General features: G+C 71.2%; 21 protein-coding genes. 15 read left to right on the plus strand and 6 right to left on the minus strand.

Annotated elements, in window-relative coordinates; genetic code table 11:
• Positions 1-10: 10 nt before the first annotated feature.
• Complete coding sequence (locus tag AB0H83_RS24870) at positions 11-502, minus strand: GNAT family N-acetyltransferase (protein ID WP_360098327.1); 492 nt, start codon at positions 500-502, stop codon at positions 11-13.
• 118 nt (positions 503-620) lie between these two features.
• Here AB0H83_RS24870 and AB0H83_RS24875 point away from each other — a divergent pair, with 118 nt between their 5' ends.
• From AB0H83_RS24875 to AB0H83_RS24900, 6 genes are read left to right on the plus strand one after another with little or no spacing between them, the layout of a single operon-like run.
• Positions 621-866 (plus strand): acyl carrier protein, encoded by a 246-nt coding sequence (locus AB0H83_RS24875; RefSeq protein ID WP_360098329.1) that lies wholly within the window; start codon positions 621-623, stop codon positions 864-866.
• Positions 867-882: 16 nt separating this feature from the next.
• Positions 883-1599, plus strand: coding sequence for an SDR family NAD(P)-dependent oxidoreductase (locus tag AB0H83_RS24880; protein ID WP_360098331.1), 717 nt, complete (start codon positions 883-885; stop codon positions 1597-1599).
• 40 nt (positions 1600-1639) lie between these two features.
• A complete protein-coding gene (locus tag AB0H83_RS24885; protein WP_360098333.1) occupies positions 1640-3112 on the plus strand; it encodes an AMP-binding protein in 1473 nt (490 codons plus the stop codon).
• Positions 3109-4155 carry an acyl-protein synthetase gene (locus AB0H83_RS24890; protein WP_360098335.1) on the plus strand — a complete coding sequence of 349 codons (1047 nt, stop codon included), beginning with the start codon at positions 3109-3111 and terminating at the stop codon, positions 4153-4155. The genes AB0H83_RS24885 and AB0H83_RS24890 overlap by 4 nt, the downstream gene beginning before the upstream one ends.
• A complete protein-coding gene (locus tag AB0H83_RS24895) occupies positions 4152-5429 on the plus strand; it encodes an acyl-CoA reductase (protein ID WP_360098337.1) in 1278 nt (425 codons plus the stop codon). The genes AB0H83_RS24890 and AB0H83_RS24895 overlap by 4 nt, the downstream gene beginning before the upstream one ends.
• A gap of 59 nt (positions 5430-5488) precedes the next feature.
• A complete protein-coding gene (locus tag AB0H83_RS24900) occupies positions 5489-6517 on the plus strand; it encodes a glycosyltransferase family 2 protein (RefSeq protein WP_360098339.1) in 1029 nt (342 codons plus the stop codon).
• Here the strand turns inward: AB0H83_RS24900 and AB0H83_RS24905 are convergent.
• The 5 genes from AB0H83_RS24905 to AB0H83_RS24925 are packed head-to-tail and all read right to left on the minus strand — an operon-like array spanning position 6489 to position 12784.
• The gene (locus AB0H83_RS24905; RefSeq protein WP_360098341.1) at positions 6489-6950 is read right to left on the minus strand and encodes a GtrA family protein; all 462 of its coding nucleotides are present in this window, start codon (positions 6948-6950) and stop codon (positions 6489-6491) included. The genes AB0H83_RS24900 and AB0H83_RS24905 overlap by 29 nt on opposite strands.
• The gene (gene rffA / locus AB0H83_RS24910) at positions 6947-8104 is read right to left on the minus strand and encodes a dTDP-4-amino-4,6-dideoxygalactose transaminase (protein ID WP_360098343.1); all 1158 of its coding nucleotides are present in this window, start codon (positions 8102-8104) and stop codon (positions 6947-6949) included. Before rffA ends, AB0H83_RS24905 begins: the two co-directional genes overlap by 4 nt.
• A 27-nt stretch (positions 8105-8131) precedes the next feature.
• On the minus strand, positions 8132-10501 hold the full coding sequence (locus AB0H83_RS24915) for a hypothetical protein (RefSeq protein ID WP_360098345.1): 2370 nt from the start codon (positions 10499-10501) through the stop codon (positions 8132-8134).
• A gap of 40 nt (positions 10502-10541) precedes the next feature.
• Positions 10542-11459, minus strand: a complete 918-nt coding sequence (locus tag AB0H83_RS24920) for a MaoC/PaaZ C-terminal domain-containing protein (protein WP_360098347.1) — start codon at positions 11457-11459, stop codon at positions 10542-10544.
• Between the two features lie 11 nt (positions 11460-11470).
• Complete coding sequence (locus AB0H83_RS24925; RefSeq protein WP_360098349.1) at positions 11471-12784, minus strand: 3-oxoacyl-ACP reductase; 1314 nt, start codon at positions 12782-12784, stop codon at positions 11471-11473.
• Between the two features lie 89 nt (positions 12785-12873).
• Here AB0H83_RS24925 and AB0H83_RS24930 point away from each other — a divergent pair, with 89 nt between their 5' ends.
• The 9 genes from AB0H83_RS24930 (at position 12874) to AB0H83_RS24970 (ending at position 22979) form a co-directional block, all read left to right on the plus strand.
• Positions 12874-14148 carry an acetyl-CoA C-acetyltransferase gene (locus AB0H83_RS24930; RefSeq protein ID WP_360098351.1) on the plus strand — a complete coding sequence of 425 codons (1275 nt, stop codon included), beginning with the start codon at positions 12874-12876 and terminating at the stop codon, positions 14146-14148.
• A 33-nt stretch (positions 14149-14181) separates the two neighbouring features.
• A complete protein-coding gene (locus AB0H83_RS24935) occupies positions 14182-15777 on the plus strand; it encodes a sugar ABC transporter permease (protein ID WP_360098353.1) in 1596 nt (531 codons plus the stop codon).
• Between the two features lie 114 nt (positions 15778-15891).
• A complete protein-coding gene (gene purB, locus AB0H83_RS24940; RefSeq protein ID WP_360098355.1) occupies positions 15892-17310 on the plus strand; it encodes an adenylosuccinate lyase in 1419 nt (472 codons plus the stop codon).
• A gap of 185 nt (positions 17311-17495) precedes the next feature.
• Positions 17496-17756: a phosphoribosylformylglycinamidine synthase subunit PurS gene (gene purS, locus AB0H83_RS24945; protein WP_360098357.1), complete on the plus strand. Its 261-nt coding sequence runs from the start codon at positions 17496-17498 to the stop codon at positions 17754-17756.
• On the plus strand, positions 17753-18433 hold the full coding sequence (gene purQ / locus AB0H83_RS24950) for a phosphoribosylformylglycinamidine synthase subunit PurQ (protein WP_360098359.1): 681 nt from the start codon (positions 17753-17755) through the stop codon (positions 18431-18433). Before purS ends, purQ begins: the two co-directional genes overlap by 4 nt.
• Positions 18430-21060, plus strand: a complete 2631-nt coding sequence (gene purL / locus AB0H83_RS24955; protein WP_360098361.1) for a phosphoribosylformylglycinamidine synthase subunit PurL — start codon at positions 18430-18432, stop codon at positions 21058-21060. The genes purQ and purL overlap by 4 nt, the downstream gene beginning before the upstream one ends.
• Positions 21061-21062: 2 nt before the next feature.
• A complete protein-coding gene (locus AB0H83_RS24960) occupies positions 21063-21818 on the plus strand; it encodes a 2-phosphosulfolactate phosphatase (RefSeq protein WP_360098363.1) in 756 nt (251 codons plus the stop codon).
• 118 nt (positions 21819-21936) lie between these two features.
• Positions 21937-22179, plus strand: a complete 243-nt coding sequence (locus tag AB0H83_RS24965; protein WP_360098365.1) for a hypothetical protein — start codon at positions 21937-21939, stop codon at positions 22177-22179.
• A gap of 74 nt (positions 22180-22253) precedes the next feature.
• The gene (locus AB0H83_RS24970; RefSeq protein WP_360098366.1) at positions 22254-22979 is read left to right on the plus strand and encodes a hypothetical protein; all 726 of its coding nucleotides are present in this window, start codon (positions 22254-22256) and stop codon (positions 22977-22979) included.
• The last annotated feature ends 59 nt before the right edge of the window (positions 22980-23038 follow it).

The following is a 23038-nucleotide window of genomic DNA, read 5'->3' on the forward strand; positions in this document are numbered from 1 at the left end:
GCCCGCGGCGCTAACGGGTCTTCTGCGTCCAGAGCACCAGCTGCTCCACGCCGTCGATCTCGGTGGCGTACCGCCGCGACGGCACCTCGACGAAGCCGAACCGCCGGTGCAGGGCGAGCACCGGCGTGTTCCAGGCGAGGGTCCGGCCGCCGACGGACGTGAGCTTCATCTCGTCGAAGGCGTAGGCGACCGCGGCCTTCTCCAGCTCCATCCACGCGGGGAGCAGCTCGCCGCGCTCCTCCAGCCCGTCGACGTCGAGAAAGAATCCCCACTCGGCAGTGCCGGAGAACTCGTCGTGGTCGTTGAACATCACGACACCGCAGTCATGGCCCCGGTACGCGAAGACGAGCACCCGGCGGGACGGGTCCGACTGGACCTTCGCCCACCACCGAGCGTGACCCTCCGGGGTGATGAATGCGGTGTAGATACTGGCACCGCGGGTCTTCGGGTGATTGCGCCAGCGGCGGATGATTTCGACGTCCGATTCGTCGGCTTCGCGCATCACCTGAAACCTCCTATTGGGCAGCGTGCGTCCATTAAAAGACCGGACAACGGTACAAACGGTACACTCGCTCGCGGATGTCAGCCCTGCTTTCCCGATCGAACAGGACCCTGATCTGATGAGCAATTTCGATCGTCTGCGCGTCGCCTTCCGTACCGCCCTGGCTCTGCCAGAAGACTATGACGTCGACAAGCTCGAATACCGGGGCATCGAGAAGTGGGACTCGCTGGCGCACCTTTCCCTGGTCGGCGAGATCGAGGACGCGTTCGACGTCATGATTGACACCGACGAGGTGATCGACCTCAGCTCGTTCGGCAAGGCCGTCGAGATTCTCGGAAAGCACGACGTTGCATTCTTCGACTGACGCCAGAGTCGCGCTCGTGACGGGATCCTCCCGCGGGATCGGCCGGGCCGTCGCGCGTAAACTCACTACCGAGGGTTACCAGCTCGTCCTGCACGGCATGCGGGAGGGCTCGGCGAAGACCACGGCCGACGAGCTGCGCGCCGAGTTCGACGCCGAGCCGCTCGTCGTGCACGGCGACGTCAGCGACGCGGCCGAGGTCAAGGCGATGCTCCGGCTCGTCTTCGAGCGGCACCACCACCTCGACGCCCTGGTCGTCAACGCCGGCACGCACGAGGCCGGCCTGCTCGGCATGATGGGCGACGCCGCCGTCGAGCGGCTGTTCGCCGTCAACGCCGTCGGCGCCGCCCACACCGTCAACGGCGCGGTCAAGCTGCTGCGCCGCGGCCACGCGTCCTCCGTCGTGCTGGTGTCCTCGGTCATGGGCACCGCTGGCGCCGCCGGCCAGGTCGTGTACGGCGCGACCAAGGCCGCCGTCGCCGGGTTCGCCCGCGCGGCGGCCAAGGAGCTCGGCCCGGCCGGCATTCGGGTCAACGCGGTCGCGCCCGGGTTCATCGCCACCGAGATGCTCGAGTCCCTCGACGAGGCCGGGCGCGCCGACCGGGTCGCGTCGACCGCGCTGCGCCGCCTCGGCGAGCCCGAGGACGTCGCCGACGTGATCGCGTTCCTGCTCTCCGACGCGGCGAGGTTCGTCACCGGCCAGGTGATCGAGGTCGACGGCGGTCTGGTCATATGACGGCCCCCGGCGCACGCACCGGACATGCAGAGGTCGCAGCGTGACGCTGTTGCACCCCGATGCCAGGCTGATCGACGCCGCGACCGGCGCCGAACTCAGTGGTGTGCCGCTGCGCGAAGCCGTGCACGCCGCCGTCGCCGGCTTCGCGCAACTGACCCCGGGCGTGGTGTTCCTGCGCACGCCGACGACCGTCGAGGCGATCGTCCGCTACCTCGGCGCCTTCGAGGCCGGTCGCCCGCTCGCGCTGCTCGACCCGGGCCTGCCCGCCGAGACCCTCGCCGACTTCGTGGAGCGCTTCGAGCCCGCCGCCGTCTGCGGGCCGCCACTCCCGCCGGACGCGCAGCCCGAAGGGCTCAAGGGGTACACCCGCCGCGACGACGAGCCGTGGGAGCGCGGCACGGAGCTGCGAGAGCGGGGCACCGAGCCGTGGGAACGCGGCACGGAGCTGTGGGAGCGGGACACGCCGTCGAGCACCGTGCCGCACCCCGAACTCGCGACGCTGCTGGCGACGTCCGGCTCGACCGGGGACCCGAAGCTCGTCCGGCTCTCCCGCGGCGCGGTCCTGGCCAACACGACCTCGATCATCGAGGCGCTCGGCATCAGCGGTGAGGACGTGGCGGTCAGCAGCCTGCCGTTCTACTACAGCTTCGGCATGTCGGTGCTCAACACGCACTTCGCCGCCGGCGCGACCGTCGTGGTCGAGGCCGGTGGGTTGGTCGCCCGGTCGTTCTGGCCGGCGGTCGACAGGTATCAGGTGACCTCGCTCGCGCTGGTGCCGTCGCAGTACGAGATGCTGCGCCGCCTGCGGTTCGACCCACGGCGTCACCCGAGTCTGCGCACCCTGACCCAGGCCGGCGGCCGGCTGCGGACCGAGCTCGTCCGGGACTTCCACGGGCGCATGGCGTCCGTCGGAGGGCGGCTGTTCGTCATGTACGGCCAGACCGAGGCCGCCCCGCGGCTCACCACGCTGCCCGCCGGGCGGCTCGCGGAGAAGCTCGGCTCGGTCGGGCCCGCGGTGCCCGGCGGCCGGCTCACCGTGCGGCTCGAGGACGGGACCGAGACCACCGCGCCCGGTGTCGTCGGCGAGGTGCTCTACCGGGGTCCCAACGTGATGATGGGGTACGCCGAGACCGCCGCAGACCTGGCCCGCGGCGACGAGCGGGGCGGGCTGCTGGAGACCGGCGACCTGGGGCACCTCGACGAGGAGGGGTACCTCTTCATCGACGGCCGGCTCAAGCGGTTCGGCAAGGTGTTCGGCGTACGGCTCAACCTCGACGACGTCGAGCGGCTCGCCGCCGCGACGGGCCCGGGCGCGGTGGCCGCGGTCGCCGGCGACGACAAGGTCGTCGTCTTCGTCGAGGGGGCCACCGTCGAGCAGCTGGCGACGCGGGTGAACGAGCTCGCCGACCGGCTGAAGCTGCACTGGTCGGGCTTCACGATGCGCGGCGTCCCCGCGCTGCCGCTGCTCAGCAACGGCAAGGTCGACTACCGAGCGCTGGAGTCCGCACGATGAGCGTGTTCACCCTGCCGCAGCCGGAGCGGGAGGCGCGGCTGCTGCCCCGCCTGGTCGAGCTGACCGAGCGGCACCGGGCGCGCAGCACGGCGTACGCCAACATCCTCGCCGCCACCGGCCACGGCCCCGGCCGCCCGTACGCGCGGATCAGCGACCTGCCCTGGCTGCCGGTCCGGCTGTTCAAGACCCACGAGCTCAAGAGCATCCCCGATGACGAGGTGTTCAAGGTCCTGACGTCCAGCGGCACCACCGGCGACGTCAGCCGCATCTATCTGGACAGGGCGGCCGCGGCGGCCCAGACGCGGATGCTCGGCCAGACGCTGCAGGCCGTCCTCGGCCCGAAGCGGCTGCCGATGCTCATCGTCGACACCACCGCGATCATCAAGGACCGCCGCTCGTTCAGCGCCCGCGGCGCCGGGGTCCTCGGCATGGTCACGTTCGGCCGGGACCACGTCTGGGCCCTCGACGACGCCGGCGAGCCCGATCTCCAGGCGGTCCGCGGCTTCCTGGCCAGGCACGGTGACCGGCCGTTCCTGGTGTTCGGCTTCACGTTCATGGTCTGGCTTCACCTGTACGAACTGGCGCGCGCCCACGGTCTCGACCTGAGCAACGGGATCCTGGTCCACTCCGGCGGCTGGAAGAAGCTGGTCGACCGGCGGGTCGACAACGCCGAGTTCCGCCGCGCGTTCCGGGACGACACCGGGCTGACCCGCATCCACAACTTCTACGGCATGGTCGAGCAGATCGGCGTCGTGTACCTCGAAGGCCCCGAGGGCGGCTCGCTGTACTGCCCCGACTTCGCCGACGTCGTGATCCGCGACCCGGGGACGTGGGAGCCGCTGCCGCCGGGCGAGCCGGGGCTCGTCGAGGTGATCAGTACGCTGCCGGAGTCGTACCCCGGCCACCTGCTGCTCACCGAAGATCTGGGCGTCATCGACGGCGTCGACGACGGTGCCTGGCCCGGCAAGCGCTTCTCCATCCTGGGCCGGCTGCCCCGCGCCGAGGCCCGGGGCTGCAGCGACACGCTGGTGGGCGCGTCATGAAAACCGTCTTCCCAGCCACCGCCGGCGGCCCAGCCGCCCCCGGCTCCGCCGGTCCAGCCGGCTCCGCCGCGGACCTCGGCGTCGAGCGGCTCCTGGCAGAGATCACCGACGAGCCGGCCGGCGGCCGGCTCACCGTTGGCGACCAGCGGGTCCGGGCGTTCCTGATCGCGTTCTCCCGGCGGCTGCTGCGGCCCGACCTCGCCCGCCGCCACCCGGAGCTCGGCTCGCTCGGCTTCTTCCTGCGCAAGGGTGAGCTGGCCCGGGCCGTCGAGCGCCTCGGCGACGGCGTCGCCGGCCAGCGCCGGGCGCCGCGCGGCCTCGTCGTGCACTTCCCGCCGGCGAACGTCGACACGATTTTCGTGTACTCATGGGCGCTGTCCGCGCTCGCCGGCAACCACAACGTCGTGCGGGTCTCGCCCCGCGCCGCCGGCGCCGCGCAGGCCGTCCTCGAGGCGCTCAACGACGTGCTCGCCGCCGCCCACCCGGCGATCGGGCAGACCCAGCGCATGGTCACGTACGACCGCGACGACGCGGTCACCGGCGCCCTGATCGGCGCCTGCGACCTGCGCGTGCTGTGGGGCGGCGACCAGTCCGTCAATGAGCTGCGCAGGCACCCGATCCGGCCGCTGGCGCGGGACCTCGCGTTCCCGGACCGTTCCTCGTTCGCCGCGATCTCCGTCGCCGGCTGGCGGGCCGCCACGCGGGACGAGCGGCGGGCGGCGGTCGAGGGATTCGCCAACGACGTGTACTGGTTCGACCAGGCCGCCTGTTCCTCGCCCCGGGCCCTGTTCTGGATCGACCCTGGGGAAGGGAACGCCGTGGTGGCCCGCGCCGAGTTCGACGAGCTGCTGGAAGAGGTCGTCACGCGCCGCGGCTGGGGCGTCGACCCCGCGATGGCCGTCGAGAAGCACGTCGCCACCTACGGCCTCGCCGCGACCGGCGCCGCCACGAAGGTGCTGTTCAACGGCAACGCCGTCGCCAACGTGTCGCTCGCCGGCCTCGGCGACGTGCAGCGGCGCTGGCTCGGCGCCGGCACCATCTGTCACGTCACCGTCGGCTCCCTCGCCGAGCTCGCCCCGGCGATCCATCGCAAGGACCAGACGCTCAGCCAGTACGGCTTCACCATGTCCGAGCTTGACGACTTCGTCACCGCCCTGGCCGGCCGCGGCATCGACCGGATCGTGCCGTTCGGCCAGGCGTTGACCTTCGCGGGCACCTGGGACGGATGCAACCTGCTCCACGAGTTCACCCGCATCATCACGATCCAGGCCTGACGCAACGGTCCAGGCCCGACGGATCACGCTCGCCGTACGTCTGTGAGGAGCTCCGCACCGTGTCACTGTCCGTCGTCGTCCCGTGCTACCGCTCCGCACGCATCCTTCCGACGCTGGTGGAGCGGCTCAACGGCGTGCTGCCCGGCATCACCCCCGACCACGAGGTGATTCTCGTGGTCGACAGCACCGACGACACGTGGGACGTCGCCGGCCAGCTCGCCGAGAAGTACGAGCATGTCCAGGCGATCCGCATGGCCCGCAACTACGGGCAGCACAACGCGCTCATCGCCGGGATCCGGGCCGCCTCGTTCGAGCGCATCATCACCATGGACGACGACCTGCAGCACCCGCCGGAGGAGCTGCCCAAGCTCGTCGACGCGCTCACCGACGACCTCGACGTCGTCTATGCGGTCTCCGAGCAGGAGGAGCACGGCGTCCTGCGCAACATCACCTCGTGGGGCGCGAAGACGCTCGTCCTGGGCCGCACGATGGGCATCCCCAACGCGGACGTGCTGGGTGCCCTGCGCATCTTCCGCACGTTCCTGCGCGCCGGCTTCGACCAGGTCAGCGGCCCGCACGTCTCCGTCGACATCGTGCTGTCCTGGACCACGACCCGGGTCGGCTCGACGACGGTGCGCATGGAGCAGCGCGTCGAGGGGCGGTCGGGGTTCACGTTCCGGTCCCTGGTGAAGCACGCCGTGAACATGATCCTCGGGTACTCGACGAAGCCGCTGCGGCTGGTTACGTACCTGGGATCCCTGATCGGCATCTGCGGTCTCGTGCTGACGATCCGGCTCGTCTACCTGTACCTCGTCGGCGACACGACGGTGGCCGGCTTCACGACGATCGCGTCACTGGTGACGGTGTTCTCCTCGGCGCAGCTCATCGGGATCGGGGTGCTGGGGGAGTACCTGGGGCGGGTGCACGCACACGGCATGGGGCGGCCCACGTACGTGATCCGCGAGCACATGCACGGGGGCGATGCGGGCGCGCGAGCCGACCGGCCGGCCCGCCGGACTGCGGCGGCACCGGGTACCCGCCGGGAAAAGGCCGCGAACGTCAGCGGCGGAAGGCCCAGAGCTTACTGAGCTGGTAGTTGATCAGCGGGGCGACCACGATCAGGACCGCCTGGGCGACCAGGACCGGCACGTGGCACACCTCGACCAGCAGCGGCAGCCCGAGCAGGGTGAACGCCAGCGCCCACAGACAGATCACGTAGAACTTCAGGAACCCGGCGAGGACCGGGCCGTTCGACCGGAAGACGAAGCGCCGCTGCAGCGGGTACGTGACGACGGCGCAGACGAAGTTGGCCAGGATCGTCAGGATCAGGTAGTGCAGGTGGTCGCCGGCCAGCAGGTACGCGCCCGCGAAGCAGCCGTAGTACGAGACCGCGGAGACGCCACCGACGGCGAGGTAGCGCACCCGGCGGTCGTGGTAGAGCGTGACCGCGGCGCGCACCGGCCACGACCGCGACGCCGGCGCGGACGCCGGGCGGGCCGCGGCGTCCAGGATCCTCGTCATCCGCGGGGCTGGAACGACTCGACGGCGCCGATGACCAGCTCGATGTCGGCGTCGGTCATGCCGCCGTAGAGCGGCAGGCGCAGCAGGCGGTCCGCGACGTCCTCGGTGACGGGGCAACCCTCCGGCCCGGTGCGCCCGAACTTCATGCCGGCGGGCGACAGGTGCAGCGGCTGGTAGTGGAACGTGCCGAGGACGCCGTGGCCGAGCAGGTGCTTGAGCATGCGTTGCCGGCTGTCGAGGTCGGGCAGGAGCAGGTAGTACAGGTGCGCGGGATGCTCCCGGTCGTCGGGGATCGTGGGCTGGGCGACCCCGTGCTCGACGGCCCAGGTGGCGAGGCGCTGGTGGTAGCTGTTCCAGATGTGCTTGCGGCGGCGCTGGATGTCGGTGAAGTGCTCCAGCTGCGCGGTGAGGAACGCGGCGAGCAGGTCCGACGGCAGGTAGGACGAGCCGATGTCGATCCAGCGGTACTTGTCGACCATGCCGCGGAAGAACTGGCCGCGGTTGGTGCCCTTCTCCCGGATGATCTCGGCCCGTTCGAAGTACGTGTCGTCGTTGAGGATGAGGGCGCCGCCCTCGCCGCACTGGACGTTCTTCGTCTCGTGGAAGCTCTGGGTGGCCATCGCGCCGATCGAGCCGAGCTTGCGGCCGCGGTAGGTGCCGCCGATGCCGTGCGCGTTGTCCTCGATGACCACGAGGCCGTGCCTGCGGGCGATCGCCTCGATCGCGTCCATCTCGACCGCGACGCCGGCGTAGTGCACGACGAGGATCGCCTTGGTGCGCCCCGTGACGGCCGCCTCGACCTGGCGCTCGTCGAGGTTGAGCGTGTCGGGGCGGCAGTCGACGAAGACCGGCACGGCGCCGCGCAGGGCGCAGGCGTTGGCGGTCGAGCAGAACGTGAACGACGGCACGATGACCTCGTCACCCGGCTCGAGGTCCAGCAGCAGCGCGGTCATGTCCAGCGCGTGCGTGCAGGAGGTGGTCAGCAGCGCGTGTTCCGCCCCCAGGATCTGCGTGAGCAGGGTGCTCGCGCGTTTGGTGAACGGGCCGTCCCCGGTGAGGGGTCCGCTTTTCATCGCCTGCTTCATATAGCCGGTCTCGTTACCGGTGAAATAGGCCCTGTTGAATGGGACGTTGAGCTGATTCGTTCGGGTCACTGCTGGAGCCTGCCTCGCGGTGAGCGGTCATGCCGACGGCAGTTCATACACCGCGGCGACCCCCGACCGATAACGTTCGGTAGCGAAGTCCGGTAGCCGCGGTGAAACGTTGTCCTGACTCTCGTCAACGAAAAGCCAGCGTATCCCGTAACGGTCGCGCAGCAGACCTACCCTTTGGGATGACGGATCCTGGAACGCTGCGTCATTGTCGGCGAGGACGTCGGGGCGCCAGTAGGGTACGTGCCCGACCCAGGTGCGCAGCCGTGCCGCCTCCTCGTGCGCGGTCGTGGTGAAGCCCCAGCCCTCCACGAGCATGCGCCGTTCGCTGTACGCGGACATCGAAAAATGAAGATTCGTGCACTGTTTGTACAACCGCTGGCAGTGCGCATTGGTGGCGACGAGGTCGTCGGGGTCGGAGTGCGCGCGCAGCCACCGGCCGGCCTCCAGGACGCCCTCGGAGACGATCGGCTCGCCCTTGACCACGTTCCGCCAGCCGGTGTGCGCCGAGTCCCGCAGGATCGTGAGGTAGTTCTGCAGGCTGGTGTTGCCGCCGTACCCCGCGAGCAGGGCCACGACCAGGGCCACCACCATGCCACGCAGGGCCGGCACGCGGTGCCGGGCGAGCAGCAGCGCGGCGGCGACCGCGACCGCGACGACGGCGAGCGCCGCGTAGGGCAGCACGACGGCGCGGGTCAGCGCCGCGGCCGAGCCGGTGCCGGCGAGGTTGGGCACGCGGCCGTGGCCCGCGACCTGGATCGCCTGGGTGACCGCCACGCCGAGCACGACGAAGCCGGTCAGCGCCCACGCCCGGCGGGCGGTCAGCCGGCCGCCGGGCAGCAGCGACGCCAGCCCGGCGACCGCCGCGACCGACAGGTACGGCCGGGCCGCCTCGATGAAGAACCGCTGGCTGTCACCGTCCTGGCCGGTCAGCAGCGTCGCGGCGGCCCCGGCGAGCCCGATGCCGACCATGGTCAGCACGGCGGGCTCCGGCAGGCGGCGGCGCAGCAGGCCGGCCAGGCCGGCCCAGATGCACGCCCAGCAGAACAGCAGCAGGACCAGCAGCACGAGCAGCCGCCCGGTGGCCCCGGCCGCGGCGTAGCCGGTGCTCACGCCCAGCGCCCCGGTGACCAGCGTGGTGAGCGGCTTGATCGCCGTGCCCTGGCTGCTGCCGCCGAACAGCACGACCTGCGCGAAGACCAGCCCGGCGGCGGTGAGGCCGAGGCCGGCCAGCGCACCGCGGTGCAGGGTGTGGTGCAGCAGCAACTCGGCCCCGACGACCACCAGCAGGCCGCAGCACAGCAGCGGCAGGTAGGTGGCCTTGGCGCCCATGACCCCGGCGAGCAGCACCGCGAACAGCGCCCATCCGCGGCCGTCGCGCCACTGCCGCAGCCGGTCGACGAGCACGATCATCAGCGGCACCATGAGCAGCGCGCCGAAGGTCTGCGTCGGGCCGCTCCACACGGTGAGCCGCAGCGCCGAGCCGTCCTCCAGGGTGCTGAACGCGAGGTTCCGGTAGAACTCCGTGGTCACCCACTGGTACGGGTTGGGTGACAGCACGAACAACGTCAGCGTGCTCGCCGCGACGCCGCTCCACCAGCCGCCGGTGACCTTGCCGGCCAGCACGGCGACGAGCACGGCGAACGCCATCAGCATCGGCAGCATCGACAGGCGCAGCAGCAGCACCTGCGGCTCGATCCCGGTGACCCAGCTGGTCGCGGCCAGCTCCGGGTAGACGAACCAGTGGTAGTACAGCGGCTCGCCGGTGAGCCACGGGACCGCCATCGGCACGTGGTGCTTCGCCTCGCCGACGAGCGCCAGATGGAAGGTCGAGTCGGTGTCCGGTGTCGAGTTGTACGGGTACCGCAACCCGTACAACCGGTAGAACTTGCAGCTCCACAGCACCGTCATGGCGGCGGTCAGCGTCAGGCACCAGCGCCACAGCAGCGGCGGGACCGGCGCGCCGGCGGCGCTGCGCCAGTACCGGCGCAGCGCCGGCACCAGCAGGAACACCGCGACCGTGCCGGCCGGCCAGGCGAGCACCAGCAGCGGCAGGCCGAGCAGCCGGGCACCGAGGTAGACGAAGACCTCACCGACGTAGCCGAGCGCGAGCCCCGCTGCGACGTCGGCGACGAAGAAGCCGCGGGACCGGCTGAGCAGGCGCCACCACAGGGTGCCCGGCAGCGCGACGCCGAGCGCCAGGTAGGCGGTGAACACGACGGTGGTGAGCGGGGTGACCTCGAACCACCACAGCACGGCCGTGGTCGCGGCCCAGAGCAGCGAGACCGGCAGCCAGCCGGAGGTGAGCACGGCCCGCACGCCCCGTGCCGGCGCGGCCGCCGGCTCCGGGACGGTGTCCGTCACGTCCGGGTCGGCGGCTCCGGTCGGCGTCTGCACCATCTGTCTCCCCCCGAGACATCGGCATCGGCCCCGGATCAGGTTATCTGACGGTCCCCGACAGGTGCGGTCTGCCGGAACGCCGGTCATGCACCCCGAAATCCCACCCGTCGCCGGACCCGTCACGCTGTCCGTCACGCTGCCTGTCACCCGGTACGGTGGCGCTGAAGCCGACCGTCGCGGGCAACAGGACTGGCAGCTTGAAGGCGACGGCGACGGTGTACGTGTCGGGCAGCCGCCCCTCCAGCGCGGCGAGGCAGCGGGCCTTCGTCCACATGCCGTGCGCGATCGTGCGGGGGAAGCCGAACACCTTCGCCAGCAGCCGCGAGGTGTGGATCGGGTTGCGGTCGCCGGACACGGCCGCGTAGTCGGTGCCCACCCGCCGCGGCACCCGCCACACGGCGTTCGGCGCCGGCGCCCCGGCGGAAGCGCCGCCCGCTGCCCCGCTATCGGCCGCGCCGGTCGCCGAGCCGCCCGCCGAGCCGCCACCGGAGGAGCCGCCGGAAGAACCGGACGAGGTACGGCGCAGGTAGGTGGACGTGTCCCGCCAGACCACCTCGCCGTCCACCGCCGCGGTCGTGACCACGTCGAGCTGGGTCCCGCGGTCGTGCGGTCGCAGCGCCTCGGCCCGTACCCGGAACGACAGCGGCGACGAGAACCGCACGGGTCGCAGCAGCTCGATGCGGTTGGCCACGTGGATCAGCCCGAGCAGCGGGAACGGGAAGTCCGGCGCCGTCATCAGCGTCATGGCCAGGGGGAACGCCACGACGTGCGGATACGTGGCGGGCAGCTCGTCGCGGAGCCGGAAGCCGCAGACCCGGTTGTAGCCGGCCAGGTGCGCCGGGTCGACGGTGACGCCGTCGAGGGTGACCTCCCGCGACGGCAGCACGGGGTCCTTGGCCACCCCGCGCCGCAGCGCCGCGGCCCGGTACAGGGGTCCGAGGCTGGGCATCCGGTCCATGTCAGGCACCGTCAGGCACCCAACAGGCTCTGCCCGCAGACCCGGATGACGTTGCCGTTGACGCCGCCGGACGCCGGGTGGGCCAGCCACGCGATCGTCTCGGCCACGTCGACCGGCAGGCCGCCCTGCGACATGCTGTTCATGCGGCGGCCGGCCTCGCGGACGAACATGGGCATCGCGGCGGTCATCTTCGTCTCGATGAAGCCGGGCGCGACCGCGTTGAGGGTCAGCCCGGCCGCGGCGAACGCCGGCGCGTGCGCCTGGACGAGGCCGATGACGCCCGCCTTCGACGTGGCGTAGTTGGTCTGGCCGCGGTTGCCTGCGATGCCGGACACGGAGGAGACCGCGACGATCCGGCCGTTGCCGCCGAGCAGGTTCTCCGCGAGCAGCACCTCGTTGATCCGCTCCTGGCTGCCGAGGTTGACGTCCAGCACCGACTGCCACTGGGCGGCGTCCATCTTCCCGAGCGTCTTGTCCCGGGTGATCCCCGCGTTGTGCACGAAGATGTCGGCGTGCACGTGCCGGGTGGCGATGAAGTCCGCGAGCCGGCGCGGCGCGTCCTGCGCGGTCAGGTCCAGCTGTAGCGCGGTGCCCTTGAGCGCGTTGGCGACCCGGGTCAGGTCCTCCCCGGCGGCCGGCACGTCCAGGCAGACCACGTGCGCGCCGTCGCGGGTGAGCACCTCGGCGATGGCGGCGCCGATGCCGCGGGCCGCGCCGGTCACGATCGCGGTCCGGCCGACCAACGGCTGGTCCCAGTCCTCGGGGACGTCAACGGCGGCCGGGCCGACCCGGATGACCTGGCCCGACACGTACGCCGAACGCCCGGACAGCAGGAAGCGCACGGTCGACTCGATCGCCTCCTCGGCGCCGGGCGCGACGTAGACCAGCTGCGCGGTGCCGCCCCGGCCGAGCTCCTTGCCCACGGAGCGCACGAAGCCCTCCAGGGCGCGCTGCGCGGTGGCCTCGCGGGCGTCGGCGCACAGCTCGGGCGGGCTGCCCAGGACGATGACCCGGCCGCTGGAGCGCAGGGTGCGGATCAGCGGGTGGAAGAAGTCGTACAGGCCGCGCAGGCCGTCGGTGTCGACGATGACGGTCGCGTCGAACATCAGGGCGGCGGTGGGCCCCTCGAGGGCGACGCCGAGCTTCTCCAGCAGCTTGCGGACCGGTTCGGCCAGGCGGCCGCCGCCGTTGACGATGACCTGCCCGTCGACGAGCGGCCCGTCGGGGTCGTGGCGGCGCAACTTCGGCGGGTCGGGCAGACCGAGCCGCCGGATGACGAACTTCCCGGCGCCCGAGTGGGCGAAGTTGGCGTAGCGATCGGTCATTGCAGTGCCTCCCCAGTCACAACAAACGCGCTAACCTACTCATCAGTAGGGTAGCGCCGGGCTGCCGTGTCGCACTGAAGGAGACTCCGATGGCCCCGAAACGAGTGGCGATCGTCGGCGGTAATCGCATCCCCTTCGCGCGCTCGGGCAGTGTCTACGCCACTGCATCAAACCAGGACATGCTGACGGCCGCTATAGATGGACTGTTGGCGCGGTTCGGCCTGGCCGGGGAGCGGCTCGGCGAGGTCGCGGCCGGTGCGGTGCTCAAACACAGCCGCGATTTCAACCTGACGCGGGAATCCGTGCTCGGCTCCCGCCTCGACCCGCGGACTCCCGCGTACGACGTCCAGCAGGCGTGCGGAACCGGTCTGGAGGCCGCGATCCTCGTCGCCAACAAGATCGCCCTCGGGCAGATCGAGTCGGGCATTGCCGGCGGCGTCGACACCACCTCCGACGCGCCGCTCGGGGTCAACGAGGACCTGCGGCGGGTCCTCATGGAGCTCAACCGGGCCCGGTCGCTCGGCGCCCGGCTCCGCGCCGTGGGCAAGCTGCGCCCCACCCAGCTCAAACCGGACATCCCGCGCAACAGCGAGCCCCGCACCGGGCTGTCGATGGGCGACTCCGCCGCGCTCACCGCCCTGGAGTTCGGCGTCACCCGTGCCGCGCAGGACGAGCTGGCGCTCGCCTCCCACCAGCGGCTCGCCGCGGCGTACGAGCGCGGCTTCTTCGACGACCTCGTCACCCCGTACCTCGGCCTGCAACGCGACCAGAACCTGCGCCCCGACACGTCGCTGGAGCGCCTCACCACGCTGAAGCCCGTCTTCGGCCGCGGGCCGTCGGCCACGATGACGGCCGGCAACTCCTCACCCCTGACCGACGGTGCGGCCGTGGTCCTGCTGGCCAGCGAGGAATGGGCCGCGGCGCGCAACCTGCCTGTGCTGGCGTACTTCGACACGGCCGAGACGGCCGCGGTCGACTTCGTCCACGGCGGCGAAGGGCTGCTCATGGCCCCGGTGTACGCGGTGCCGCGGATGCTTGCCCGCGCCGGGCTCACTCTGCAGGACTTCGACTTCTACGAGATCCACGAGGCGTTCGCCTCGCAGGTGCTCGCCACGCTGAAGGCCTGGGAGGACCCGGCGTTCTGCAAGGAGCGCCTCGGCCTGGCCGAGCCGCTCGGCGCCGTCGACCGCGCCCGGCTCAACGTCAACGGCTCCTCCCTGGCCGCCGGGCACCCGTTCGCCGCGACCGGCGGCCGGATCATGGCGACCCTGGCCAAGCTGCTCGCCGAGCGCGGATCCGGCCGCGGCCTCATCTCCATCTGCGCCGCGGGTGGGCAAGGGGTGACCGCGATCCTCTCAAGGTGAGCGCGGCGCTCGATCCACCCATATCGTTGACGCATGACGATCCAGCCGACGATGCTCCGGCCGCCACCGCCCCGACCCGGCTGGCAGGTCGCTGTCGGCCTCATCCTCGTCCTGCCCGCGCTGGTGCTGCTGCTCACGTCCTACGTCGAGCCGCTGTACTGGACCGTCACGTCCAGCTTCCGCAAGTTCAGCGGGCTGCGGCTGAGCGAGGGCGGCAAGGCGGTCGGCTGGGACAACTACGACGCCGCGTACGCGCAGGGCCGCCTCGCAGACGCGCACTGGTACGCGCTGAGCCTCGCCGTCGTGCCGGTGGTGCTGGTCCTGCTGCTCGCCCCGGCCATCGCCTGGGCCGCGCACGCCGGCGGCACCTGGGCCCGATGGGTCACCCGGGTCGCCCTCGCGCTGCCGCTGGCCGCGTTCGCGCCCGTGGCGATCGCCGTCGGCCTGCGCGAGTCGTCCACCCGGGCCGCGTACTGGCTGGGCACCCTCGGCCTGGTCGTGGCCCTCGCCGCGACCGCCTACCTGGCCGCGCTGCGCCGCCGCACCCTGGACGCCACCCGCAGCCCCGTGCCCGCCACCTTCGTCGTCGGCGGCCTGGCCGTGCTCACCGTCGTCGCGGTCGCGCTGCAGGACTTCACGTTCGCGTTCATCGGCGGCTTCGGCACCAGGGACGACCTCACCCCGGCCCGCCTCATGTACGAGACGTCCTTCCGCACCATGAGCTTCGGCGTCGGCGCCGCCACCTCGGTGACCCTCCTCGTGCCGCTCATCCTGCTCGGTCTCGCCGCCACGCTGCTGGTGATCCTGCCCGGCACCCGCCTGGAGGTCGACCCGAAGCTGCCCGCCGCCGCGAAGGGCCAGCCGGTCGTCGCCTGGGTCATCGGCGGCGTCCTGCTGCTCGGCACCCTCGGCGCCGTCATCTCCGGCCTCGGCCCGTGGCTGTCGCACATCACCGAGACCGGCCGCGCCGGCGCCCCCACCACCTGGGTCAACACCTGGCTGCCGCCGGTGATCTCCACGCTGGTCGGGGTCACCGTCGCCGCCCTGGCCGCGTTCGGCATCAGCGGCCTGCGCCCGTTCGGCCGGCACAGCGAGTGGCTGCTGCTGCCCTTCGGCCTCTTCCTCTTCGTCGGCTCCGCCCCGCTCGCGCTGCGCAACTTCGCCGCGGGCGTCACCGCCGACCGGCTCGACTCCTTCATCGGCCTGATCCCGCCGTCGCGGGTCGCGATCCCGGCCCTGTTCCTGCTCGCGCTGCTCTTCCGCGGCCAGGCCCAGCGCCGCGAGGTCCTGCTGCAGGAGGGGCACCGCGCCCCCTGGACCGGCGTGCTGCTGCCGGCCCTGCCGATGCTCGGCCTGGCCTACCTGGCCACCTGGCTGGTCCAGGCGCAGGACCTGATCTGGCCGCTCATCACCGCCGCCGCTGACCACCCGACCGCGCAGAACCAGCTCGTGCAGGCCCTGTTCGTGCGCGGGCGCACCGCGGACCTGGCCCTGCCCTACGCGCCGCTGCTGCCGCTGTGGCTGCTCGTGCTGCTCTTCCTGGTCGTGGTCGCCGCGCAGCTCTTCTATGTGGACCGGGTCGCCCTGCGCGTCGGCCTCCCCGAACGCGACCACCCACCACGTACCTGACCTGGCACCTTGCACATCCTGCAAGGTGGTATGCAGGGTGTGCAAGCTTCGACGACCTGACCTGAGCGGCGGACCGCTTTTCCGGCGGCCAGGCCGCCGAGGGAGAATCGGCCGGTGATTCCTAATGTGCTTGCTGGTCGGTACGCGTCACCCGAGCTCGTGGCGATCTGGTCGCCCGAGGAGAAGGTCCGGTTGGAGCGGCGGCTGTGGCTCGCCGTGCTCACCGCGCAGCGGGACCTCGGGGTTGCGGTGCCGGACGGGGTGGTCGAGGACTACCGGCGGGTGCTCGACGACGTCGACCTGACCAGCATCGCCGAGCGGGAGGGGGTCACCCGGCACGACGTGAAGGCGCGCATCGAGGAGTTCTCCGAGCTCGCCGGGCACGAGCACATCCACAAGGGCATGACCTCGCGCGACCTGACGGAGAACGTCGAGCAGCTGCAGATCCGCCGGTCGTTGGAGCTGGTCCGGGACCGGATGGTCGCGGCCCTCGCACGGCTCGCGGCGCGGGCCAAGCAGTACGACGAGCTCGTCATGGTCGGCCGGTCGCACAACGTGCCGGCGCAGGCCACCACCCTCGGCAAGCGGTTCGCGAGCGCGGCGGAGGAGCTGCTCATCGCGTACCAGCGCATCGACGACCTCCTCGGGCGCTACCCGCTGCGCGGGATCAAGGGGCCGGTCGGCACCGCGGCGGACCAGCTGGACCTGCTCGGCGGCGACGCGGACAAGGCCGCCGAGCTGGAGCGGCGGGTCGCGGAGCACCTCGGCTTCGCCAACGTGCTCACCAGCGTCGGCCAGGTGTACCCGCGCTCGCTGGACTTCGACGTGGTGTCGGCGCTCGCCCAGGCGGTCGCCGGACCGTCCAGCCTGGCCACCACGATCCGGCTGATGGCCGGCTACGAGCTGGCCACCGAGGGGTTCAAGGCGGGGCAGGTCGGCTCCTCGGCGATGCCGCACAAGATGAACACGCGCTCCTGCGAGCGGGTCAACGGGCTCGCCGTGATCACCCGGGGCTACCTGTCGATGGTGGGGGAGCTCGCCGGCGACCAGTGGAACGAGGGCGACGTGTCCTGCTCGGTGGTGCGCCGGGTGGCGTTGCCGGACGCGTTCTTCGCCGTCGACGGGCTGTTCGCCACCTTCCTCACCGTGCTGGACGAGTTCGGGGCCTACCCGGCGGTCGTCGCCCGGGAGCTCGACCGGTACCTGCCGTTCCTGGCGACGACGCGGGTACTGGTGGCCGCCGTCGGACGGGGGGTCGGCCGTGAGGATGCTCACGAAGCGATCAAGGAGCACGCCGTCGCGGTGGCGCTCGCCATGCGCGAAAAGGGCATCCAGGACAACGATCTGCTGCAGCGGCTCGCCGGCGACGGGCGGCTGCGACTGTCCCGGGAGGAGATCGACGCCCTGGTCGTGGACCCGAAGGAGTTCGTCGGAGCGGCATCCGCGCAGGTCGGCGCCGTGGTGAGCAAGATCGGCGAGGTCGTGGCGAAGCATCCGGAGGCGGGTGGCTACGTGCCGCCGCCCATCCTGTGAGCCGCTCCGTCGCTTGGATCTTGGCGCCGGCGCGGGCGGCTAAGATGCGTGTCGGGCGATGTGTTCCGGGTCACGCCGTGTGATCCACCGAACCGTGACACGGGCGGTGATCTGCGGCGTTGCCCCGCCCGGTAGGCTCGTATCGCTCGCCCTCGAGCGCCCGACTCAACTGTCAGGAGTGCCCCGTGGCCCGCGTCGTGGTGGACGTCATGCTCAAACCCGAGATCCTGGACCCCCAGGGTCAGGCGGTCGCGAACGCGCTGCCACGCTTCGGCGTCGCCGACGTGGCATCCGTGCGCATCGGCAAGCGGATCGAGATCGAGTTCGACGGCGCCGCCGACCTCGACCGGGCCCGCGAGATCGCCGACAAGCTCCTCGCCAACCCGGTGATCGAAGACTTCACCCTCCGGGTCGAGGAGACGCCGGCCGAGGGCGAGCAGCAGTGACCGCTCGGATCGGTGTCGTCACCTTCCCCGGCTCGCTCGACGACCGCGACGCCGCCCGCGCCGTGCACCTGACCGGCGCGGCGCCGATCTCACTCTGGCACGCCGACGCCGAGCTGTACGGGGTGGACGCGGTCATCCTGCCGGGTGGCTTCTCCTACGGCGACTACCTGCGCGCCGGCGCCATCGCCCGGTTCTCCGCGGTCATGGAGTCGATCATCAAGGCGGCCAGCGACGGCCTGCCCGTGCTGGGCATCTGCAACGGCTTCCAGGTGCTGTGCGAGGCCCACCTGCTGCCGGGTGCGCTGACCCGCAACCAGCACCTGCACTTCCGCAACCGTGACCAGGCGCTGCGCGTGGAGAGCACCACGACCGCGTGGACGGGCGGCTTCCAGCACGGCCAGGAGATCGTCATCCCGGTCAAGAACGGCGAAGGCTGCTACATGGCCGACGAGCGCACGCTCGACGAGCTCGAAGGCGAAGGGCGGGTCGTCGCCCGGTACATCCGTGGCAACCCCAACGGCTCGCTGCACGACATCGCCGCGATCACCAACGCTGCCGGCAACGTCGTCGGGATCATGCCCCACCCGGAGCACGCCGTCGAGGTGCTGACCGGTCCGTCGATCGACGGGCTGGGCATCTTCACGTCCGTGCTCGCACACCTGGGAGCTCGTGTATGACCGCCACAACGGGTTTCGACACCGTCTCGCACGCCGCCGAGACCCCTGACGAAGAGCAGCCCTACGAGGAGCTCGGTCTCCGCGAGGACGAATACGACAGGATCAGGCAGATCCTCGGCCGCAGGCCCACCTCGTCCGAGCTGGCGATGTATTCGATCATGTGGAGCGAGCACTGCTCGTACAAGAGCAGCAAGGTCCACCTGCGCCAGTTCAGCGAGAAGGCGCCGCCGTCGGACCTGATGCTGGCCGGCATCGGCGAGAACGCCGGGGTGATCCGGATCTCCGACGACATCGCCGTCACGTTCAAGGTCGAGTCGCACAACCACCCCAGCTTCGTCGAGCCCTACCAGGGCGCGGCGACCGGCGTCGGCGGCATCGTCCGCGACATCCTCGCCATGGGCGCCCGCCCGGTCGCCGTGATGGACCCGCTGCGCTTCGGCGCCGCCGACCACGAGGACACCAAGCGCGTCCTGCCCGGCGTCGTCGCCGGCGTCGGCGGCTACGGCAACTGCCTCGGCCTGCCCAACATCGGCGGCGAGGTCGTGTTCGACCCCTGCTACCAGGGCAACCCGCTGGTCAACGCACTGTGCGTCGGCGTGCTGCCGGTCAACCGCCTGCAGAACAAGGAGGCGCACGGCCCCGGCAACGTGGTCGTCCTCCTCGGCGCCAAGACCGGCCGCGACGGCATCGGCGGCGTGTCGGTCCTGGCCAGCGCCACCTTCAACAGCGACGGCCCGGCGCGCCGCCCGTCGGTGCAGGTGGGCGACCCGTTCATCGAGAAGCTGCTCATCGAGAGCTGCCTCGAGCTGTACGAGCGGGAGCTCATCGTCGGCGTGCAGGACCTCGGCGGTGCCGGGCTCACCTGCGCGCTGACCGAGACCAGCGCGTCGGCCGGCACCGGCATGGACATCAACCTCAACCTGGTGCCGCTGCGCGAGGCGTCGATGGACCCGCAGGAGGTCCTGGCCAGCGAGTCGCAGGAGCGCATGCTGCTCATCGTCGAGCCGGCCAAGCTCGACGAGGTGCTCCGCGTCGCCGAGCGCTGGGGCGTCATCGCCACCGCGATCGGCCGGGTCACCGAGGGCGGCCGGCTGGTCGTCAGCTGGCACGGCGAGGTCGTCGTCGACGTCCCGCCCGGCTCGCTCGTCGACGACGGCCCGGTGTACGCCCGGCCGATGCGCGAGCCCGCCGACCTCATCCTGCTGCAGGCCGACCGCGCCGAGACGCTGCCCCGGCCGCGCAGCGGCGTGGAGCTGCGCGAGACGCTGCTGCGGCTGGCCGCCAGCCCCAACCTGTGCGACAAGAGCTGGGTCACCGAGCAGTACGACCGCTACGTGCAGGGCAACACGATCCTCGCCCAGCCTGAGAACTCCGGCGTGATCCGCATCGACGAGCAGACCGGTCTCGGCATCGCCCTGTCCGTCGACGGCAACGCCCGGTATGCGCGGCTCGACCCGTACAACGGCGCGAAGCTCGCCCTCGCCGAGTCCTACCGCAACGTCGCCGCCTCCGGCGCCACGCCGCTGGCGGTCACCAACTGCCTCAACTTCGGCTCGCCGGAGGACCCGCAGGTCATGTGGCAGTTCGCCGAAGCGGTCCGGGGCCTCGCCGACGGCTGCGCCGAGCTGGGCATCCCGGTCACCGGCGGCAACGTCAGCTTCTACAACTCCACCGGCTCGCAGGCGATCCACCCGACCCCGGTTGTCGGCGTCCTCGGCGTGATCGCAGAAGTCGGCACCCGCGTCCCGATGGGCTTCGGCGGCGACAGCGACGTCATCATCCTGCTCGGCGAGACCGGCGAGGAGCTGTCCGGCTCCGAGTGGGCCTGGGTGACGCACAACCACCTCGGCGGCCAGCCGCCGCGGGTCAACCTGGTCCGCGAGCGCATCCTCGCCTCGGTCCTCACCGAGGCCTGCGAGCGCGGCCACCTGTCCTCCGCGCACGACCTCTCCGACGGCGGCCTCGCCCAGGCCCTCGTCGAGGCGACGTTGCGCTACGACCACGGCGCCAACATCACCCTGCCGGAGGGGCTCAACCCGTTCGTCGCGCTCTTCTCCGAGTCGACGGCCCGGGCCCTGGTCTCGGTGCCGCGCGGCCACGAGAAGGCGTTCGCCGCCCTGTGCGCCCAGCACGGCCTGCCGGCCACGGTGCTCGGCACCGTCGACGGGCGCAGCCGGGCCCTGGACGTGCGGGGGCAGTTCACGATCTCGCTGGACGAGATGCGGTCGGCGTGGAAGGGCACGCTGCCGGCACTGTTCGGCGACGTGTCAACCGACGCGCCTGCGTATGGGGCTTCGGCTTCGGCTGACGTTTCGGCTTCGCCTGACGTTTCGGCTTCGCCTGAGGTTTCGGCTTCGGCTGAGGCTGGGGTTTCGGCTGCGGCGGCCGCTTCATCCGCGGATGTTTCGGACAAGCCGGTCTCGGGTGGGGGAATCTTCGAGGCGGTTGCCGCGCCGGAGGTACCTGAGGTGCCGTCGACCGACTCGCCGTCGGTGGACATTTCGAAGGCCGCGGACGCCGGTACCGACGACGCTGCTCCTGACGCGGTTGCTGACGCTGCTCCTGCCGACGCTGCCGCTGCCGAGGGTCCGGCCGACACCGCACCACCGGCCGACCCCGACGCCTGACCATGCCCGAGGGCGTCTTCAGCCAGCCCGGCTCCGGCGCCCGTTTCGACTGGGGACCAGCGGGCGCCGCCGAACTGGCGCGCGTCTGCTCGGTCCTCGTCGTCGTCGACGTCCTGTCCTTCTCCACCGCGGTCGACATCGCCGTCGGCCGCGGCATGCGCGTCCACCCGTTCCCTTGGAGCGACCAGGCCCGCGCGTACGCCGACAGGATCGGCGCCAAGGTCGCCGTGGGCCGTAAACAGGCCTCAGACGCCTCCCCGTGGTCCCTGTCCCCGGCCGCCTTGCAGGGCGCCCCGTTCGTCGCCGAGCTGGTCCTGCCATCGCCGAACGGCGCGTCGATCTGCTCAGCGGCAGCCTCGACGGGCGTCCCCGTGGTGGCCGCCTGCCTCCGCAACGCCCCCGCGGTGGCCCGCTGGCTGCACGCCCAGGGCCACGGCACTCCCACCCGCCCGGTCGGCGTGGTGGCGGCCGGCGAGCTGTGGCCCGACGGCACCCTCCGCCCGTGCGTCGAGGACCTCCTGGGCGCCGCGGCTGTCCTGGACGGCCTGTCCATGCTGGGGGTGCCGCTGTCCGTGGAAGCCGCCGTGACCCTCGCGGCACTCGCTTCGGTCCGCAACGTGCCGGCGGCGGTACGGCGGTGCGTGAGCGGCCAGGAGCTGATCCAGCGCGGCTTCGCCGACGACGTCAAGCTCGCCGTCCAAGCGGGCGCCTCCCACACGGTGCCGGTACTGACCGGCCAGTCCTTCGCCCCTGCCTGAGTCTGCCTGTGCGCGGCGGTCCGCCCGCGATGCAGTGGCGGGTACTTTGGTACCAGGCTACTCTGGAACCCTCAGAGGGGGATCTATGGCGAGCGCATCTGCCCCAATCAAGGTCGACGTGGCCACTGACGAACTGATTTCTCACGCCGCGCATTTCCTCGGCAAGTCCAAGAAGGACGTCGTGGACGCTGCCGTCCGCGAATATGTCGACTCACACCGGAATGAGATCAACGCGGGCATCCGGGCGGCGCTTGGGCGCCTCGATGGCACTTCCAAGTCGGCCGTGGCGTTGCTTGCTGACGTGCCCATCGATCAGCTTGACGAGTACGGTGGCCTGGCTGAGGAGCAGGCCGGCGATTAGGTCCGGCAGGCTGTTCGCTCTACGCTCCTGCGATGTGTGTCGAGTCGACTCCCGTCCGGCCAACTCGCAATTGTATGAACGATCTGGCCACGCCAATTCCGCCGATCAGCAAGCCTTTGCACTGCGTTGCGGACGATCTGATCGAAGAGGCTCAACGCCTGCCCGAGTTGTACGCAGCTGGCGGCGCCGAACGAATCGTCTCGCTCAAGGACCGCGTGTGGTTCAAGGTGAAGACGGGCCGTTGGCGCGGCGCTGCAACTCGGCTTCCGGAAGCAGACCGGCCCGAGGCTGCTGTTCAGGTCCGCTTCGCTCCGTGGTGGATGGGCGCTGCCGGCTACCGACGCGAGGGTGATCCTGCCGACTTCTATTCAGCGCTTGAGTCGGACGCTGGTCGCAGCGGAGGGTCAGACAAGTGGCTGCCGTCAGACTGGGACTGGAAGCGCTTGGAGCTTGAACAGGCATACGCCTGGGAAGCGCAGATCCGCACGACGGTACGCGGGTTGATCGCCCGGTCGCTGCGCAACGGCAGGACCTATTTGGCGGAGTTTCGCGGCTACAGCGTCACGGCTCTTGCTCAGGCAAGGGGAGGCGAAACCTACCTGAAGGTAGGCCTCGCCAAAGTCGCCGACCCGAAGATCTTCGCGGTCATCCTCAATGCGGTTCCGGGTGTTGACCCACAGAGCTGGATGCCGGAACCGAGTGACGTCGCAGGCATGAGGACCGAATCAGGCGAGATCATCTGGTCCACCATTCTGCCTCCAGCAGTCGCGGCAGGCTTGCTCGATGAGTTTCCGCAGTAACGCCGGGACCGCACCAAGCTTGGGATTAGCGGAGGCAGCCGCCAATCCGCATGGCGTGG

It is taken from the genome of Dactylosporangium sp. NPDC050688, from assembly GCF_040654515.1.
Classification (GTDB): Bacteria; Actinomycetota; Actinomycetes; order Mycobacteriales; family Micromonosporaceae; genus Dactylosporangium.